The 16,306-nt window shown below is 66.2% G+C and carries 12 protein-coding genes and 1 tRNA gene; 10 read left to right on the forward strand and 3 right to left on the reverse strand.

Annotated features, from left to right (window positions below; genetic code table 11):
• Positions 1-129: 129 nt before the first annotated feature.
• Positions 130-206 (reverse strand) — tRNA-Pro (locus ACQR50_RS13600).
• A 225-nt stretch (positions 207-431) separates the two neighbouring features.
• On the opposite strand from ACQR50_RS13600, the gene yajC reads away from it, so the two are divergent.
• The 4 genes from yajC to ACQR50_RS13620 are packed head-to-tail and all read left to right on the forward strand — an operon-like array spanning position 432 to position 3,749.
• Entirely contained in the window at positions 432-749 is a 318-nt protein-coding gene (gene yajC / locus ACQR50_RS13605; RefSeq protein ID WP_428968726.1) for a preprotein translocase subunit YajC, read from the forward strand.
• A 4-nt stretch (positions 750-753) separates the two neighbouring features.
• Positions 754-2,358, forward strand: coding sequence for a protein translocase subunit SecD (gene secD / locus ACQR50_RS13610; RefSeq protein WP_428968727.1), 1,605 nt, complete (start codon positions 754-756; stop codon positions 2,356-2,358).
• A gap of 16 nt (positions 2,359-2,374) precedes the next feature.
• Positions 2,375-3,355 (forward strand): protein translocase subunit SecF, encoded by a 981-nt coding sequence (gene secF, locus ACQR50_RS13615; RefSeq protein ID WP_428968728.1) that lies wholly within the window; start codon positions 2,375-2,377, stop codon positions 3,353-3,355.
• A gap of 10 nt (positions 3,356-3,365) precedes the next feature.
• Complete coding sequence (locus tag ACQR50_RS13620) at positions 3,366-3,749, forward strand: Mth938-like domain-containing protein (protein ID WP_076717249.1); 384 nt, start codon at positions 3,366-3,368, stop codon at positions 3,747-3,749.
• A 133-nt stretch (positions 3,750-3,882) separates the two neighbouring features.
• Here the strand turns inward: ACQR50_RS13620 and ACQR50_RS13625 are convergent, their stop codons facing one another.
• Positions 3,883-5,055, reverse strand: a complete 1,173-nt coding sequence (locus tag ACQR50_RS13625) for a glycosyltransferase (protein WP_428968729.1) — start codon at positions 5,053-5,055, stop codon at positions 3,883-3,885.
• A gap of 205 nt (positions 5,056-5,260) precedes the next feature.
• Here ACQR50_RS13625 and ACQR50_RS13630 point away from each other — a divergent pair, with 205 nt between their 5' ends.
• Complete coding sequence (locus ACQR50_RS13630) at positions 5,261-6,709, forward strand: S41 family peptidase (protein ID WP_428968730.1); 1,449 nt, start codon at positions 5,261-5,263, stop codon at positions 6,707-6,709.
• Between the two features lie 198 nt (positions 6,710-6,907).
• Here ACQR50_RS13630 and ACQR50_RS13635 read toward each other — a convergent pair whose 3' ends face one another.
• Positions 6,908-7,732 carry a phosphoheptose isomerase gene (locus ACQR50_RS13635; protein ID WP_428968731.1) on the reverse strand — a complete coding sequence of 275 codons (825 nt, stop codon included), beginning with the start codon at positions 7,730-7,732 and terminating at the stop codon, positions 6,908-6,910.
• A gap of 195 nt (positions 7,733-7,927) precedes the next feature.
• On the opposite strand from ACQR50_RS13635, the gene ACQR50_RS13640 reads away from it, so the two are divergent.
• The 5 genes from ACQR50_RS13640 (at position 7,928) to ACQR50_RS13660 (ending at position 16,306) form a co-directional block, all read left to right on the forward strand.
• A complete protein-coding gene (locus ACQR50_RS13640) occupies positions 7,928-8,866 on the forward strand; it encodes an outer membrane protein assembly factor BamD (RefSeq protein WP_294310129.1) in 939 nt (312 codons plus the stop codon).
• A 207-nt stretch (positions 8,867-9,073) separates the two neighbouring features.
• A complete protein-coding gene (gene recN, locus ACQR50_RS13645) occupies positions 9,074-10,735 on the forward strand; it encodes a DNA repair protein RecN (RefSeq protein ID WP_428968732.1) in 1,662 nt (553 codons plus the stop codon).
• 137 nt (positions 10,736-10,872) lie between these two features.
• Positions 10,873-11,028 (forward strand): hypothetical protein, encoded by a 156-nt coding sequence (locus ACQR50_RS13650; protein WP_428968733.1) that lies wholly within the window; start codon positions 10,873-10,875, stop codon positions 11,026-11,028.
• 65 nt (positions 11,029-11,093) lie between these two features.
• On the forward strand, positions 11,094-13,232 hold the full coding sequence (ligA, locus tag ACQR50_RS13655) for an NAD-dependent DNA ligase LigA (protein ID WP_428968734.1): 2,139 nt from the start codon (positions 11,094-11,096) through the stop codon (positions 13,230-13,232).
• A gap of 317 nt (positions 13,233-13,549) precedes the next feature.
• Entirely contained in the window at positions 13,550-16,306 is a 2,757-nt protein-coding gene (locus ACQR50_RS13660; RefSeq protein ID WP_428968735.1) for a TonB-dependent receptor, read from the forward strand.

The following is a 16,306-nucleotide window of genomic DNA, read 5'->3' on the forward strand; positions in this document are numbered from 1 at the left end:
GGATCGCTTTGGTCCGCTGTGAAGCCAAACCTCCCGCGCTTCACTCCACGGTGAAAGCAGAAAACGCCAGAAACGAAAAAAGCGGGCTTTCGCCCGCTTCGTCCTCGTCCACCGATGTCAGTAGAAGATTGGTCGGGGCGACAGGATTCGAACCTGCGACCCCCACACCCCCAGTGTGATGCGCTACCAGGCTGCGCTACGCCCCGACCGAGCGGCGGCCTCTAGGCGGGTTTTCTTCGCGATGCAAGCCTTGATGTTGCGATACTGCCGACACCACATCCGCCTCTCCATTGCGCCTGTCCGCCTGCGATGGTAGCGGGCAGGCTATCCGACATGGGGGCTTGTCGATCGTCAACGGTCGGCCGGTACCCGTGCCCATTCAGCATAGACGGGTCCGAATGTTCATTCCCATCACCGCCCCAGTCGCCGCGATGGCAGCCGCATCCGGCGCCGCCGCATCGAGCGGAGCCGCCTCGTTCCTCAGCCTCGCGCCGCTGCTCCTCGTCTTCGTCGTGTTCTATTTCCTGATGATCCGCCCGCAGCAGCGCCGGATGAAGACGCTGCAGGCGTCGATCGAGGCGGTCAAGAAGGGCGATCAGGTCACCACGGCGGGCGGCATCGTCGGCAAGGTGACCCGCGTCGAGGATCAGCTGGTCGAGGTCGAGATCGCGCCCAACGTCCGCGTCCGCGTGGTCAAGGCGACGCTGACCGACGTGCTCGACCCCACCGCCAAGCCCGCGAACGACTGATCCGATGCTGGATTTCCCCCGCTGGAAGGTCGCTTCCATCGTCGCATTGCTGGCCGCTTTGTGCCTGCTGGCGATCCCGAGCTTTCTGCCTGAGAGCGTCACGAACAGCTGGGGGGCGATCCCGCATCCCCGCGTGAACAAGGGCCTCGATCTGGCGGGCGGCAGCTATCTGCTGCTGGAGGCGGACACCGGCGATCTGGCCAATACCCGGCTGGAGACGATGCGCGACCAGGTCGCGGCCGAGATGCGGCGCGGCAATCCGCGGATCGATATCGGTGACATCTCGGTGCGCGGCGGACAGCTCAGCTTCATGCTGCGCGATCCGGCCCAGGTCGACGCGGCGCGCGAGCGGCTGCTGTCGATCACCGGCGGCGGGGCGGGCATGACCGGCCAGCGCGAATGGGACATCCAGGTCGTCGACACCTCGCGCTTCGTGCTGAAGCCGACCCAGGCGGGCCTGACCCAGGCGGTCGACACCGCCATGAAGACCGCGACCGAGGTCGTGCGTCGCCGTATCGACGCGCTGGGCACCAAGGAACCGACGATCCTGCAACAGGGCAGCAACCGCATCGTGGTGCAGGTGCCCGGCCTGCAGGATCCGCAACAGCTCAAGGACCTGATCGGCAAGACCGCCAAGCTGGAATTCAAGCTGGTCGACACCACGGCCAACCCGGTCGAGGTGGCCAAGGGCAATGCGCCCGCGGGCAGCCAGGTCCTGCCCTATCCGGGCAATCCGCTGGGTGCGCCGGTGATCGCGGTCAAGCGGCCGGTCATCATCTCGGGCGACCAGCTGATCGACGCGCAACAGGCCTTCGACCAGCAGACCAACGCGCCGCAGGTGGCGATCACCTTCGACGCACAGGGCGGCCGCAAGTTCGCGCGGATCACCCAGGAGAACACCGGCAAGCCCTTTGCCATCATCCTCGACGGTCAGGTGCTGTCGGCCCCCAACATCAACGAGCCGATCCTGGGCGGTCGTGCCTCGATCAGCGGCAACTTCACCGTCGACACCGCCAACCAGCTGGCGATCTCGCTGCGCTCGGGCAAGCTGCCGATCGACCTGAAGGTGGTCGAGGAACGCACCGTCGGCCCCGACCTGGGCGCCGATTCGATTCGCGCAGGTATCCTGGCGTCGGCGATCGCGGCGGTTGCGGTCATCATCTTCATGACCGTCACCTATGGCCGGTTCGGCATCTATGCGAACATCGCCGTCGTCATCAACGTGCTGGTCATCCTGGCCGTCATGGCGATGCTGAACGCGACGCTGACCCTGCCGGGTATCGCGGGCTTCATCCTGACCATCGGCACCGCGGTCGACGCCAACGTGCTGATCAACGAGCGCATTCGCGAGGAACGACGGCGCGGACGCAATGTCGTCCAGTCGGTCGAGTTGGGGTATAAGGAAGCCAGCCGAACGATCTTCGAGGCGAACGTGACCCACGCGATCTCGGGCGTCATCATGCTCGTGCTCGGCTCGGGCCCGGTGAAGGGCTTCGCGGTCGTGCTGCTGATCGGCATCGTGACCAGCGTGTTCACCGCCGTTACCTTCACGCGGATGCTCGTGGCGCTCTGGTTGCGCCGCGAAAAGCCCAAGACCATCAATATTTGAGGCAGGAGAACAGATCATGCGCCTCCTGAAACTCGTCCCCGACAACACGAACATCGACTTTGTCCGCCTGCGCGGCTGGGCGTTCGGGCTGACGCTCGCGCTCACCCTGCTGGCGGTCGGCGTGACGTTCGCCAAGGGCCTCAATCTGGGCGTCGACTTTGTCGGCGGCCTGATGATCGAGGAAAAATTCCCCTCCCCGCCTTCGGCCGATCGGGTCCGCTCGGTCGTCGATGGCCTGGGCGTGGGCGAAGCCAATATCCAGACGGTCGGCGACGGCCGCACCATCAGCATCCGCCTGCCGGTCCCGAAGTCCAATGACGAAGGCGCGACCAACGCCGTCGTCCGCAAGGTGGAAGCCGCTCTGGGCCAGCAATTCCCCGGCGCGGCCTTCAGCCGTTACGACACGGTGTCGGGCAAGGTGTCGGGCGAGCTGATCAAGCACGGCGTGCTGGCGGTCGTCCTGGCGATCCTGGGCATCGGCCTGTTCGCCATCTTCCGCTTCGAATGGCAGTTCGGCGTGTCGACCATCGTCGCCATCGTCCACGACCTTCTCGTCACGCTGGGCTTCTTCGCGATCACCCAGTTCGAGCTGGACCTGACCATCATCGCGGCGTTCCTGACCATCATCGGCTATTCGATCAACGACAAGATCGTCATCGACGACCGTATCCGCGAGAATATGCGCCGCTATCGCAAGATGGACATGCGCGAGATCATCAACCTGTCGGTGAACGAGACGCTGCCGCGCACGGTCATGACCTCGGTCACGATCCTGCTGGCGCTGGTCGCGCTGCTGCTGCTGGGCGGCCATGTGCTGCGCGGCTTCACCGCGGCGATGATCCTGGGCATCGTGGTCGGCACCTATTCGTCGATCTACGTCTCGTCCTCGCTGCTGATCACGCTGGGCCTGCGCGCCGAGCCGAACCGTGAGAAGCCGGGCACCACCGACAAGCGCAAGGTGGCCGACGCCGAGCGCATCACCCCGCGCGAGAGCTGAGCGAACGGGAATGAGCGATTCGATCCGCATCACGCGCGATCCGACCGCGCCCGGCCCGATCGTCCGTGGCTTTGCCGCCACGGGCTTTCGGGTGGGCGAGATCGCTTACCCTGCGCTGCTCCTCTCGCCGGACTGGCACGAGCCCTGGAGCCCGCCGCCCTTCGAAGCGCTGACGCCGGAAGCGGTCGCCGCGCTGGTCGATGAGGGGCCGGAATTCCTGTTGCTCGGCACCGGCGCGAACCTGCGTCGGGCGCCCGCCGCGTTCGTCGCCGCGCTGGAAGCGCGTGGGGTCGGCGTCGAGATCATGGACAGCCGCGCCGCTGCCCGTGCCTGGGGCGTGTTGCGCAGCGAAGGCCGCAAGATCTGCGCAGCCCTCTACCCGCTCGACGCCTGATCCGCGTCCATTCCTCCCCTGCAAGGGGAGATGGCAGGGCGAAGCCCTGACGGAGGGGTATCACGGCCAGCGGGGACACTCCTCCACCAGCTTCGCTGGTCCCCCTCCCCTTGCAGGGGAGGAATTGTTGTCCCTACCGCCCCCGCGCGACCAGCTCCGCCAGATGCGAATGCAACCCGGCGGCATTGGCGGGCCAGGTAAAGTCCCGCACCGCCGCGCGCACCGCCCAGGGGTCCGCCGCCTGCTCCAGCACGTCACGGATCGCGGCGGCGAACTCGTCCGGATCGGCCTGGGCGATCCGTCCCGCCACCCGGCTCGTCACGACATCCTCCGCCCCGCCCGCCGGCGTGATGACCACCGGCGTCCCGCAGGCCAGCGACTCGACCCAGGCATTGGCCAGCCCCTCCGACGCAGAGGCCAGCGCCATGACATCCGCTGCCCCCAGCAAGGGCGGCAGTTCGGCATGCGGTATCGCACCGATCAACCGCACTCGGTCGGCGACGCCCGCCCGCTCGGCCCGTGCGGTCAGGGCGGCGCGCTCCGCCCCCTCCCCCACGATCATCAGCGTGACACCGGGCAATCGCGCCACGGCATCGATCACCACACCATGCCCTTTTCGCGGGATCAGCGCGCCCAGCGACACGACCAGCGGCCCGGTCACGCCCAGCGCCTGTTTGGCGGCTTCACGGTCGATCGGCTGGAAGCGGCTCTGGTCGACGCCGGTATGGTGGACGCGGATCCGGTGACGCGAGACGCCGAGCGCCGCCACGTCGTCGGCCATCGCATCGCTGACCGCCAGCAGGCCATCGGCGCGCATCGCGGCGCGCGCGATCTGGTGCCGCGTGGCGGGGGCATGCCCCCAAAGATGGATATCCGCCCCCCGCGCCTTGATCGAGACGGGCACGCCGTAACGCCGCCCCAGCGCGACCGCTGCCGGGCCATCGGGAAAGAAGAAGGACGCGTCGATCACGTCGAACCGCGCCTCGTCCCGCAGCCGGTCGAGCACCGGGGCCAGCGCGCGCACCAGGGCGGGCACATGGAAGCGCCCGGCGGTGCCGGGGATCGTCAGGAAGCGCGGGCGGCTGACATCCAGTCCCGCCCATTCCTCGCGCAAGGGCAGCGCCGCTTGCGCCCGAAACCGCGCCGAGCGCGCCAGCGGCCAGACCGGCAAGCCGATCGGCGCGACCACCCGGACGGCGATACCGGGCCGCATCGCCAGCGCGGCGGTCTGGCGTTCGACGAAGATTCCGAAATTCGGCCGCGTCGCATCGGGAAACAGGCTCGACAGGGTCAGCACGTTCAGCATGAGACCTCATACTCCTGTCGAGGCAATAAGACGCCGCCTATCGGTATTTTGTCGCCGACGTCATCCGCCTGAACCACGGCTTCGGTTTACAAGATCATAAATATGACCGCCAAGATACAGGCCATTCATCAACCCGACAGATCGATCCTGACACAATTGTGATGATAAGCTATCCCCTTGATAGCTTTTGCGGGTGGGGGTTTCGATGAGCCGATTCGGACGTTTGGGTACGCTGCTGGCTCTGGCAGCGACCTTGGCGGGTTGTGGCGATGGCGGCGGTGGCAGCAGCAGCGCGATCGGATCGAATAGCGGGGGCTCGGGCGGCGGGACGGCGACCGGCACGGTGGACAGCAGCTGTTCGCTGCGCAACCGACAGAACTGGGTCTCGGCCCAGATGAACGAATGGTATCTCTTCCCGGATACCCTGCCCGCCTCGCTCGATCCGACGCCTTATACAACGGTCAGCGACTATATCGACGCACTGACCGCGACCGCGCGGGCGCAGCGCAAGGATCGTTACTTCACCTACATCACCTCGATCAAAGAGGAGAATGCGTATTACAGCTCGGGTGCTTCGGCAGGCTTCGGCTTTCGTCTGACCGCGGACTCGACCCAGTCCAAGCTGATGATCGCCGAGTCGTTCGAAAGCGGCGCGGCCCTCGCCGCCGGGATCGATCGCGGCACCACGATCCTGGGCATCGGCACGACCGCCTCGAACATCCAGTCGATCCAGGATATCGTCCGCGCCGATCCCAATAACGGATTGTCCAACGCGCTGGGTCCCGACACTGCGGGTACGACGCGCTTCTTCAACGTGGCGGATCCGTCGGGCGCGACACGCACCGTATCGCTGACCAAGTCGGCCTATACGCTTCAGCCGGTGTCGCCCAATTACGGAACGCAGATCATCACCGACAACGGCCGGCGCTATGGCTATGTCAATCTGCGCACCTTCATCAGCACCGCCGACCCGCAGCTGCGCGCCGCCTTCGCCTCGTTCAAGCAACAGGGCATCACCCAGGTCGTCGTCGACCTGCGCTATAATGGCGGCGGCAGCATCGATATCGCCGACCTGTTCAACAACCTGCTGGGCGGCAATCGCCAGACGTCGGACGTGATGGGCTATATCGCCTTCCGCCCCAGCAAGTCGTCGAACGACGAGACGACCTATTTCGCGCCGCAGCCCGAATCGATCGTGCCCACCCGCCTCGCCTTTATCGGCACCGGCGGGACGGCCTCGGCCAGCGAACTCGTCCTGAACCGCACCCTGCCCTATATGGGCAGCAATACCGGGCTGATCGGTGCCAACACCTATGGCAAGCCGGTGGGCCAGATCGCGCGCGACAATGCGCAGTGCGACGACCGGCTGCGCGTCATCGCCCTGTCGATCCAGAATGCGAACCGGCAGGGCGATTATTATAACGGCCTGGCCGGCGTCGTACCCGCCAGCTGTCGCGCCAGCGACGACCTGACCCGCAAGATGGGCGACCCGCAGGAGGCGTCGACCCGCGCCGCGCTCGACTTCCTCCAGGGCAAGAGCTGCACCCCGATCAGCGCGACCGCGAGTGCGCAAGCGGCGGGCGACGGCCCGCGCAGGCTGCTCCAGCCCGAGCGGCCCTCGGTCGCCCAGCGCGACGTGCCGGGGTTGTTTTAAAATGTGATGCCAGCGCGTCTCAGTGCTGCAAGCCCCTCCCCTTCAGGGGAGGGGTTGGGGTGGGGCATCACCACGAACGGCACGCCTGCGGATGCGCCCCACCCCCATCCCCTCCCCTGAAGGGGAGGGGCTCGCGTTGATCCGACGCGAGGTCATCCTGATCTCAACTGCTCCCCGTGCCGGAGAGGGAAGGCCTTCTTACAGCCGCTGGGTGCCCGCATAGGCGAACAGCGCGTCGCCATCCGACGACAACGTGACCGTCTCCGCGCCGGTCACGGTCAGGCACTGGCCCGCCTGGAACGCGACGCCTGCCACCTCGCCCGATCCGGTGATCGGGATCAGCCACGCGGTTCGCCCCTCGGGCAAAGCCACCGCATGCTCGCCCGCCGCCCAGCGTTCGAGCACGAATTTCGGCCCTTCGACCAGGATATCACGCCCCTCGCCCGCCGGTCCCGGCGAGACGATCGGCTGATACGGGGTCAGGTGCGCGACATCGACACCATCCTCCAGATGCAGTTCACGATCACTGCCATAGTCATAGAGGCGATAGGTGGTTTCGCTGTTCTGCTGCACCTCGATCACGGTCAGCCCGGCCCCGATCGCGTGGATCGTGCCCGAGGGGGCGTAGTAGAAGTCGCCTTCCTTCACCGGCACCCAGTCGAGATCCGCCTCGACCAAGCCGTCCCGCGCATCGGCGCGAAGCTGTTCCTTGGTCATCGGCGCCTTGGGCCCCAGCGCGATGGTCGAATCGGGCTCGGCGGTCAGGATAGTCCAGCATTCGTCCTTGCCGCGCGGCAGGCCACGGGCCTGGGCCTGTTCGTCGTCCGGGTGGACCTGCACCGACAGCTTCTCGCTGGTGAACAAATATTTGATGAGCAGGTCGGGCGAGGTGTCGCCCGGCTCCTGGAACCACACCTCGCCGATGGGGGTGCCATCGGCCGGGGCGTCCTCGAAGCCGGGGTACAGCGTGTGGCGGCCCCAGGGCTTTTCGACGCGGTGGGTGTGGAGCATCGTGGCGGGCATGGTCGTTCGATTCCTTCCGATCGGGCGACGGCAAAACCGTCGGGGCCATGGGGGCGTTCCCTGCCGCCCGGCCCGTCAAAGTCCCATGCCGCGAGCGCTATCAGGATGGCAAGTCGTCTCTCGTTGCGGCCTATCGTCGGGCGGCGTGCGGGAGGGACTGTTCCCCGCCCCAATGCTGCGCTAAGGACATGCGCGATGCGTTACCCCCGTTCCCGTGCGCTGTCGCTGGCGCTGATCGCCGCCATGGCCCTTCCGATCGCGGGTTGCGCCCGCAACCGTGCCCGCACCGACCTGCCTTATGTCGCGCGCGACGTCGGCACGCTGTATACGGCCGCCAAGAACCGGCTGGACCAGCATCGCTACAAGGAGGCGGCGCTGCTGTTCGACGAGGTGGAGCGTCAGCACCCCTATTCGATCTGGGCCCGCCGCGCACAGCTGATGAGCGCGTTCAGCTATTATCTGGGCCGCGACTATACCCAGTCGATCCAGTCGGCGCAGCGTTTCATCTCGGTCCATCCGGGCAACCGCGATGCGCCCTATGCCTATTATCTGATCGCGCTCGGCTATTACGAGCAGATCCAGGACGTGACCCGCGACCAGAAGATCACCCGCCAGGCGCTGGACGCGCTGGGCGAGTTGATGCGCCGCTATCCCAACAGCCGCTATGCCGCCGATGCGCGGCTGAAGGTCGATCTGGTCAACGATCACCTGGCGGGCAAGGAGATGGAGATTGGTCGCTTCTACGAGGACCGCCACCAGTGGCTGGCCGCGTCGATGCGTTTCCGCACCGTCGTCGACAAGTACCAGACCACCAGCCACACACCCGAGGCGCTGATGCGCCTTGTCGAGACCTATCTGGCGCTGGGTGTACGCCCCGAGGCCGAGCGCTCCGCCGCCGTGCTGGGCGCCAATTACCCCGGCAGCGACTGGTATAACCGCGCCTATAAGCTGATGCGCGAATATCCGGTGCAGCCGATCGCCCCGATCCAGCCGGGCCAGCCCGTGGTGCCGACCGGCACGCCGGGTTCGGTCAATATCGGCCTGCCCGGCGGCGGCGGCAGCACCGCCACGCCGAGCGCGGCGGCGCCGGGGCGTCCGACCCCAACGGGCAACAACAGCTCGCCGACGGGGTGATCTCCCTTTCCTCCCCTGCAAGGGGAGGGGGACCAGCGAAGCTGGTGGAGGGGTGTCCCGCTATCGAGAGGGCGACACCCCTCCGTCAGGCCTACCGGCCTGCCACCTCCCCTTGCAGGGGAGGAATAGATGCGCTCCCGAACAAATCGGGATCATTTTTGCCGCGGGGGATAACATCCGCCCCCGTTTCGCTTTATATCGCGCGCCATGCTGACCGCGCTGTCCATTCGTGATGTCGTCCTGATCGAGGCTCTGGACCTGGATTTCGGCCGGGGCCTGGGCGTCCTGACCGGCGAGACCGGGGCGGGCAAGTCGATCCTGCTCGACGCGCTGGGCCTGGCGCTGGGCGGGCGTGGCGACAGCGGACTGGTCCGTCACGGCGCGGGCCAGGCCATCGTCACCGCCAGCTTCGAGCCCCCTGCCCCCGACAGCCGCCTCGCCACCATCCTCGATGAGGCCGGTATCGACATCGAACCGGGCGAGCCGTTGATCGTCCGCCGCCAGGTGAAGGCCGATGGCGGCAGCCGGGGCTTCGTCAACAGCCAGCCCGCCTCGGCCGCCCTGCTCCGCGACATCGCGCCCTATCTGGTCGAAATCCACGGTCAGCATGACGATCGCGGCCTGCTGAATCCGCGCGGCCACCGGACGATGCTCGACAGCTTCGGGCGAATCGACACGAGCGCGGTCGCCGCCGCCTGGGCACGCTATCGCGAGGCCGAAGCCGCGCTGACCGCTGCGCGCGAAGAGATCGAGACGGCGGCGCGCGATCGCGAATGGCTGGAACATACGGTCGCCGAACTAACCAAGCTTGCCCCCGAACCCGGTGAGGAAGAGGCGCTGGCCGACCGCCGCCGAACCATGCAGCGGTCGGAAAAGATTGCGGGCGAACTGGGTGCGATCGACGAGCATCTGCAAGGCTCCGACGGTGCGCTGGCGGGCCTTCGTCAGGCCGCGCGCGTATTGGAGCGGATCGGCGAGGATCACCCCGCCCTCGCCGAAGCGCTGGCCGCGATCGACCGCGCGGTGATCGAGGCGTCGCTGGCCGAGGAGCGGCTGATCGAGGCGCAGCGCGAACTCGCCTATGATCCGCGGGCGCTGGAAGAGGACGAAGCCCGGCTGTTCGAGTTGCGCGGCATGGCACGCAAGCACCGCGTCCAGCCCGACGACCTTGCCGACCTGACCGAGCAGTTGCGCGGGCGGCTGGAGCGACTGGACGCGGGCGAGGAAGGCATCGGCCGGCTGGAAGCGGCGGTCGCGACCGCGCGCGCCGCTTATGACAAGGCCGCCGCCAAGGTCACCGCCGCCCGCACGGCCGCCGCCGAACGGCTGGACCAGGCGGTGAAGAGCGAGCTGGCCCCGCTGAAACTGGACGCCGCGCGGTTCCGCACCATCGTCGCGGCCCTCGAACCCTCGGGCTGGTCGGCGGCGGGCAAGGACCGGGTGGAGTTCGAGATTTCGACCAACCCCGGCGCGCCCTTCGCCCCGCTCATGAAGATCGCGAGCGGCGGCGAATTGTCGCGCTTCATCCTCGCGCTGAAGGTCGCGCTGGCCGAGGAAGGCGGCGCGACGACGATGATCTTCGACGAGATCGATCGCGGCGTCGGCGGCGCGGTGGCGTCTGCCATCGGCGACCGGCTTCACCGGCTGGCGGGACGCACCCAGTTGCTGGTCGTCACCCACAGCCCGCAGGTGGCGGCGCGTGGTGCCGCGCATCTGCTGATCGCCAAGAGCCATGACGGCACCGTCACCCGCACCGGGGTTCGCGCCCTGAGCGACGCGGAACGCCGCGAGGAAATCGCCCGGATGCTGTCCGGCGCCACCATCACCGACGAAGCGCGCGCGCAGGCCGATCGGTTGCTGGAATCCTGACAGAATTTTCTAGGAAGTTATTTCATATCTGATATGCTCTATCACCAACGGGATGCTGGGCTGTCCCCGGATTGTGATGGATCTATCGGATGTCGAATAATTTGGCCTCTGCCGCTCCGATTGCCGATTCAAACGATATGACCGTGCTGGTCGGCCATCTTCATTCTTGTCTCGCGCTGGCGGACAAGCTCGACCTGCCGATGGTCGCGATCCATATCGAACAGGCGCGCAGCCTGATGACGGATCAGGATCACGGGCCTGACAATCACCGCGCGGCGGACCCACTTTCCTGACTTGCGTGAACGGGTCGGCCGCAGTGGCTTGATCCCGCCGTCACCGCTGGACTAGCACGGGCGGCGTGACCGCACCTCAGACCCTGCCCCAGACCGATCTCGAAGCCGCCGCCGAGCTGAACAGCCTCGCCCGCGAGATCGCCCATCACAACCGCCTCTATCACACCGAGGATGCGCCCGAGATTTCGGATGCGGACTATGACGCGCTGGTCCGCCGCAACACCGCGATCGAGGCCGCCTTCCCGCACCTGATCCGCAGCGACTCGCCCAATACCCAGGTCGGCGCCGCCCCCGCCGCGCACCTGGCCAAGGTGCCGCACGCCCGGCCGATGACCAGCTTGGACAATGCCTTTACCGACGAAGAGGTCGAGGAATTTGTCGGCCGTGTCCGCCGCTATCTGAAGCTGCCCGAGGACGAGCCCGTCACCCTGACCGCCGAGCCCAAGATCGACGGCCTCTCCTGCTCGCTGCGCTATGTCGACGGGCGGCTGGTCCAGGCGCTGACCCGCGGTGACGGCGCGATTGGCGAGGACGTGACCGAGAATGTCCGCACCATCGCCGACATTCCCCAAGCACTGCCGGACGACGCACCGCAGGTCTTCGAGGTGCGCGGCGAGGTCTATATGAGCAAGGCCGATTTCGCCGCGCTCAATGCCCGGCTGGCGCAGGAAGCCGCCGAAACGGGCAAGGAAGCCCGCCAGTTCGCCAATCCGCGCAACGCCGCCGCCGGATCGCTGCGCCAGAAGAACCCCGCGATCACCGCCGGGCGCCCGTTGCGCTTCCTGGCGCATGGCTGGGGCGAGGCAAGCGCGGTGCCGGTCGAGACCCAATTCGACATGGTCGAGGCGTGGCGCCGCTGGGGCTTTCCCATTGCCGATGCCTTTGCCCGCGTGCCCGATGCCGGTGCCGCGCTGGCCATCTATCGCACCATCGAGGCGCAGCGCGCCGACCTGCCCTTCGACATCGACGGCGTGGTCTACAAGGTCGACCGGCTCGACTGGCAGGCGCGACTGGGGATCGTCGGGCGCACCCCGCGCTGGGCGATCGCGCACAAATTCCCGGCCGAGCGCGCCCAGACCACGCTGGAGAAGATCGATATCCAGGTCGGCCGCACCGGTGCCCTGACCCCCGTCGCCCGGCTGGAGCCGGTGACGGTTGGCGGGGTCGTCGTGACCAACGCCACGCTGCACAATGCCGACGAGATCGAGCGGCTGGGCGTCCGCCCCGGCGACCGCGTGGTCCTGCAACGCGCCGGCGACGTGATTCCGCAGATCGTCGAGAACCTGACCCGCGAGACGCCGCGCCAACCCTTCATCTTTCCCGACCATTGCCCCGAATGCGGCAGCCTGGCGACGCGCGAGGAGGGCGAGGTCGTCATCCGCTGTACCGGCGGCCTGATCTGCCCGGCGCAGCGCGTGGAACGCCTGATCCACTTCGTCTCGCGTCACGCCTTCGATATCACCGGGTTGGGGCTGGTGCGCGTCGAGGAATTCTTCCGCGACGGCCTGATCGCCTCGCCCGCCGACATTTTCCGCCTTCACCAGCATCGCGAGGCGCTGATCCAGCGCGAGCGCATGTCGGAACTGGTCGTCGACAAGCTGCTCGCCGCCATCGACGCGCGGCGCGACATATCGCTCGACCGCTTCCTCTTTGCGCTGGGCATCCGCCATGTCGGTGAGATTACGGCGCGCGACCTGGCCCGCCGCTTCGTCTCGATGGCGGGCTTCCGCGCGATGATCGACGCCGCGCTTCAGGTGCGTGCCGACACCGTCCCCGCACTGGGCGAGCCCGACCGCAAGTTCGAGCTTCGCCGCCAGCGCGCCATCGTGGCCGCCATCGACACGCCCCAGATCGGCCCCGAAGTCGCCGACGCGTTGCTCGACTTCTTTGCCGAGACGCATAACCGCGACGTCGTCGACGACCTCCTGAGCGAGGTCACGCCGGCAGACACCGTCCACCAGACCCGCGAGTCGGAGGTCACCGGCAAGACCCTGGTCTTCACCGGCACGCTCGAAACCCTGTCGCGCGACGAGGCCAAGGCGCAGGCCGAAGCGCTGGGCGCGCGCGTATCGGGATCGGTCTCCGCCAAGACCGACCTCGTCATCGCCGGGCCGGGCGCCGGATCGAAGCTGAAAAAGGCGCAGGATTTGGGCATCCGGGTGATCGACGAAGCCGCCTGGAACGATCTGGTCGCCGCAAGCTGAGCATGGTGGAATCGTGACTCGCCCGTCACGATTCCGGTCTCGCTAGTTACGCTCCGGCGGGGTTCACGCCCCCGCCCAAAGCCACCGAACCGCTCAAGCGATGCGAGAATTTCGACGTCGAATGAAGGCCATAAGACTGTTATCGCTCCCATAACCGTTGCCAAACTGCAACGCCCGCCAACGGAGTGAAAGCCCCCCTGTCCCCGCCCCGTTCTTTGTAACATAACGGCAATGTTCGTAGCGCAGGGCACGCTCAACCGAGCCGCACAAGCGGCCGGAACGCGCCGCTTCGCGCGCGAAAAGGGGACCTATAACTCATGCGTAATTCGCTTTTCCTGGGCGCGGCCATCGTTGCGCTTGCCATTCCGGCCGCAGCCTCGGCTCAGTCGACCGGCTCGGTGGATGCCGAAGAAGTTGTCGTCACCGGCAGCCGCAACGACAGCGTCGGCGGCGTCAAGACCGTTGACACCACTCGTAACAAGGCTGTCCTGACCCAGCAGTTCATCAGCCGCCAGACGCCGGGCCAGAGCGTTAACGAGATCATCAACAACCTGCCGGGCGTCAGCTTTCAGAACAACGATCCGTTCGGTTCGGCTGGCGGCACGCTGACCATCCGCGGTTTCGACTCGACCCGCATCAGCCAGACCTTCGACGGCATTCCGCTGAACGACACCGGCAACTATGCGATCTACTCCAACCAGCAGCTAGACCCGGAACTGATCGAGCAGGTCAACGTCAACCTCGGTACCACCGACGTCGATTCTCCGACCGCCGCCGCGACCGGCTCGACCGTCAACTATCGCAGCCTGATGCCTTCCGACAAATTCGGCGCGCGCATGGTCGGCTCGGTCGGCGACTACAGCTTCTTCCGCGTGTTCGGCCTGGTCAACACCGGCGTCTTCACTCCTTGGGGCACCAAGGCTTGGATCGCAGGAAGCAGCGCGACCAACGACGTCGTGTTCAACAATTACGGCAAGATCGCCAAGCAGCAGTATAATGCCAAGATCTATCAGCCGATCAGCAGCAACGGCGACTTCATTGCCATCTCGGGCCACTACAACCAGAACCGTAATAACTTCTTTGGTTCGGCGCCGCTGCGCAACGACACCAATGTCTTCACCTCGACCGGCGGCACTGGCCCGAACGCCGCCGCCCCAACGCTGGTGACCGGGGCGGTCCGCACCGCGGGCACGGGTTCGAGCAACCGTTTCCCCAACAGCCGCGACGAACTGCCTTACAATGTCGCTCGCTGCCAGATCGACACGCCCTCGGCTGGTACCACCGATGTCCCCAACAGCTGCGGCACGAGCTTCGACGAGCGTTACAACCCGTCGAATACGGCGAACATCCGCGTCAACTCGCGCTTCACGCTGGCCGATAACCTTGTCCTCTCGGCCGACCCGTATTATCAGTACACCAAGGCCAATGGCGGCGGCACGGTACGTGCCCAGGAAGGTGCCTTTACCGCCCGCAACGGCCAGACCTTCTACGGATTTATCGGCAACAATTATTATTTTGGCCGTGATCTGAATGGCGACGGAGACCTGCTCGATCGCACCACCACCATCGGCAACACCACGACCAATGGCGGCGTCACGCTGCTGGCGCCCAGCCAGACCGTCACGCATCGCTATGGCGTGATCTCGTCGCTGCGTTACGACTTCATGCCGGGTCAGACGCTGCGCGTCGCCTATACGCACGAATATGCGCGTCACCGCCAGACCGGCGAGCTGGGCTACCTTCAGCTGAACGGCCAGCCTTTCGACGTCTTCCCGATCAACAATCCGATCCTCGCCACCAACGGCTTCGCCGTGCAGAAGCGCGATCGCCAGTCCTTCGCGATCCTGGATCAGGTATCGGGCGAGTATACGGGCAAGTTCTTTGATGACGCCTTGACCATCCAGGCAGGTGTCCGTGCGCCGTGGTTCAAGCGCGACCTGAACAACTTCTGCTTCGTTACCTCGGGTGGCGGCAATGTCGACTGCTTGGGTCGCGGCAACGATGCGGCCAATGCTGCCTATGCGGCTCAGAACCCGTATTCGTACAATGCAGCGACCAACACGGTCACGGGCTATGCGGTGCCCCAGCAGCGTGTCCTGCGCTACAACCGCGTCCTGCCGAGCGCGGGCTTCACCTATCGCCTCGACAACAGCGCGTCGGTCTTTGCGAATTATTCGCGCGGCTTCCAGGTTCCGGGCACCGACAACCTGTATCAGACGCTGTATTATCCCGCAGGCGCTGAAGCGGCCAATCCGAAGCCCGAATTCTCGGACAATTTCGATCTGGGTGCGCGCTACACGACTAACCGCATTCAGGCGCAAGTCGGCCTGTGGTACACCAAGTTCAGCAATCGCCTGGCCTCGGCCTATGACGTCGACACCCAGCAGACGATCTATCGCAACCTGGGCCGCGTCGATAAGTACGGCATCGACGGCTCTATCGCCTATCGTCCGGTCGACGACGTGATGCTCTATGTCTTCGGGTCGTACCTGAAGTCGGAGATCAAGAACGACGTGGTGCTGGGCCGTTGCCCGACCACGCTGACGGCGGCGAACACCACGACCAACTGCTCGGCCGCTGGCGCTCCGGTCTATGCGCTGACCGCCGGCAAGCGGGAGTCGGGTGCCCCGGTCTACACCTTCGGCGGTCGCGCCCAGGCTACGCTGGGCCCGGTTGATTTGGGTGTCCAGGCCAAGCGCACCGGGCGTCGTTACCTGAACGATCAGAACCTGCCGCAGTTCGCCTGCACCGTGGCGCTGATCAACAATGTCTGCCCGACCGTCGCCAACGTCCCGGCTTCGTTCAGCGGCACGCGGGGTATTCAGTACCAGACCTATGGCGCCTATGCTCCGGGTTACACGACCGTCGATCTCGACGCCCGTATTGCTCTTGGTTGGACCGGCATCGGCACCGACAAGACCTATATCCAGGTGAACCTGCAGAACGTGTTCAACACCTTCTATGTTGGCGGTCTGGGTCAGGCAGGCCAGACGGCCAACGTCGTCTCGTCGTTGCCCTTCGTGCAGATCGGTTCGCCGCGCGCGCTGATCGTGTCGCTTAACACGCAGTTCTAA

The organism is Sphingomonas sp. Xoc002 (assembly GCF_050408055.1).
Taxonomy (GTDB): domain Bacteria; phylum Pseudomonadota; class Alphaproteobacteria; order Sphingomonadales; family Sphingomonadaceae; genus Sphingomonas; species Sphingomonas yabuuchiae.